The organism is Bradyrhizobium cytisi (genome assembly GCF_008123515.1).
GTDB classification, from domain to species: Bacteria; Pseudomonadota; Alphaproteobacteria; order Rhizobiales; family Xanthobacteraceae; genus Bradyrhizobium; species Bradyrhizobium cytisi.
This window is the reverse complement of sequence record NZ_VSSR01000138.1, coordinates 1-2,404: the sequence shown is the minus strand read 5'-3', so window position 1 is coordinate 2,404 and position 2,404 is coordinate 1. Positions and strand designations below refer to the sequence as shown.

The 2,404-nt window shown below is 61.4% G+C and carries 1 protein-coding gene; it reads right to left on the bottom strand.

The features are described 5' to 3' along the window. Positions 1–25 precede the first annotated feature (25 nt). Positions 26–2,242, bottom strand: coding sequence for a recombinase family protein (locus FXB38_RS41735; protein WP_148756671.1), 2,217 nt, complete (start codon positions 2,240–2,242; stop codon positions 26–28). Positions 2,243–2,404: the final 162 nt, after the last annotated feature.

Here is a 2,404-nt window from a genome sequence, read left to right as displayed (position 1 = left end):
TTGGATGTTGCGTCATACTACACCTTCAGTTTTTTTTGAGAGGGTCGAAGAGGTCCGGAGCAACTGCAGGTACTTGAATTCGTATGCCTTTTGCCCGTCCGCGATAGACGTGAACGGCCTTAAGCTCGCCGCGCTTTACACGTTGCAAGATGGTTTGCCGCGAGACGCCGAGTAGATTCATGGCCTTGAACATCTTCACGTAACCTTCGGGCGCGCTCTCCACAAAGCGCGACCGCAACTCGTCGTTGATACGGATGCGCCACGGCGCGCCAGGTGTGATTTGCTCTCCGGCAATGAAGCCATCGTTGAGGCAGCGATGCAAAGTAGAGGGTGCGATCCCGAGAGCGCGTGCTGCTTTCTCGATCGTCATGCACTCGCCGTCCTGCACTTGCTGTTTCGACTGGAAGCACGGGATCTCCCAGTGTGTCCGCAGGCTCGACACACGATTTGCCGTAAACGACAGTCCTGTGGCCGTTGTACGGCCTTGGCGATTGAGGATGCCGGCGATCTTGGTGTCGGGATAATGTGCAGCCAGTCGCCGCAGCAGATCGATCGTATCGTCGGCGGTGCGGATCGGCGATGGATGCGAGTGCGGCAATGGGACATTAACGTCACTGAAGAGACCGCCGCGCCAACGCAGCGTCAGGTGAGCGTTGTATTTATCGCGCTCGACTCTCAAGGTGACATCGTCGAGCAGCGTGCGGAGCAACTCCTTGCGATCGCGATCGCTCGTCGTGGGAGCGAACCAGATACGCTTGAGGTCTTTACCGAGCGCAAGGATCGCGTCGCGTTCTTCGTGCGTAAGCGAGCGCGGTCGGGCATGTTCGCGGTCCGAGAGTTCGGATTCGGCAGTCTTCAGTTCCAGCAGAGCGCTTTCCCATTCTGCTTCGAGTCCACGCGCGACGAGTCTATTCTCCGGGTCCACGGCGCGATAGCGTCGCTCGGCGCGCTGCGCGTTGTAGCGCGCACGCTCGACGTCGCGACGGAACTGCGCGAGAGTCGTCTCGTGATCGGCGTCGAATTGCTCGATCGCCTGGAGCGAGGCTTCCAGGCCTGCGGGCGCGAGAGCCGCAAGGAACGCTTCGGCGACAGCCGCATCGATCTGCACACCGCCGATGTTGAGGCAGTACTCGCCCCGGCCGTTGACGATGTTCTTGCCGGCGCAGTGATATCCGGGCGCCGAGAACCGGCCGCTGTAGTGTACGGCCAGGCGCCGACCGCAGTGTCCGCATACGGCGAGGCCTTGCAGGAGTGCTGCGCCTTCTCTCACGGCCCCCCCGCTCTGGTGCGGTCGAGGACGGATGTTCTGCGCCAGGCGCTTCTGGTTCGCCTCGAAGGTATTCCAATCGATGTATCCGGCGTGATGGTCACGAATGAACACCGGCCACTGCTCGCGGTCGCGTTGTCTGATGCGCTTTCGGATTCGACCGCCCGCATCGAGATAGCATGTCTGCTGGGTGCGGCCATACACATAAACGCCGGCATAGAACGGGTTGGTGAGGACTTGGTGGATCTTTGTGTAAGTGGGGGCGACCCAGCGGAGATCGACAAGGCTGTTGGAGTGCAGCGGAAAGCGCAGGCCCTGCGAGCGGAACCACAGCCACACGCGTCGTGCCGAGCCGAATTCGGCAAAGCGGGCGAAGACAGCATGGATCGCGGCTTGCACCGACTCGTCAGGATGCAACAGCACCTCCCCGTCGGCGTCGCCCCGTACCAGACCCACCGGCAGCCCGCGGTGCAGTTCTCCGCGTGCGGCCTTGTTGCGGATGCCACCGAGCAGCCGCGCACGCAGCACATGCAGCTCTGCCTCTGACATCGTACCTTTGAGCCCGAGCACCAGGCGGTCATTGAACAAGCCCGGATGATAAATCCCATCTCCATCACCGATGAGCGTGTGGGTCAGGCCACATAGATCGAGCAGACGGTACCAATCAGCATTATTGCGCGCTAGTCGCGAGACTTCCAAGCCGAGCACGATGCCCACCTGGCCGAGGCCGACCTCCGCGGTCATACGCGCGAAGCCGGTGCGCTCGGAAAGGCCGGAACCGGAAATACCGAGGTCCTCATCGATGACCTTCACCTGATGGCGTCGCCAACCAAGCCGCGCGGCGCGTTCGGCTAACTCGTACTGACGGGCAGTGGACTCGCGATTATGCTCGACCTGCGTCGTACTGGACTGACGCACGTAGACGATTGCGCATCGGCGTAGGTGCTCAGCGGTGATCTTGCTCAGTTCGTTCATCGTTGTGATCTCCGGCAGTGGCGATTGCTCGGGCGATTAGTCGGGCGAGTCGCAGCACGAGATGTGCGCGCTGCTCTTTATCGAGGGCCTCCCATACGGGTACGGCACCGTGCTGAGGTGGTGGGTCGAGAAAGCTTAGCTGCTGCATGGCTGTCCTCCGAT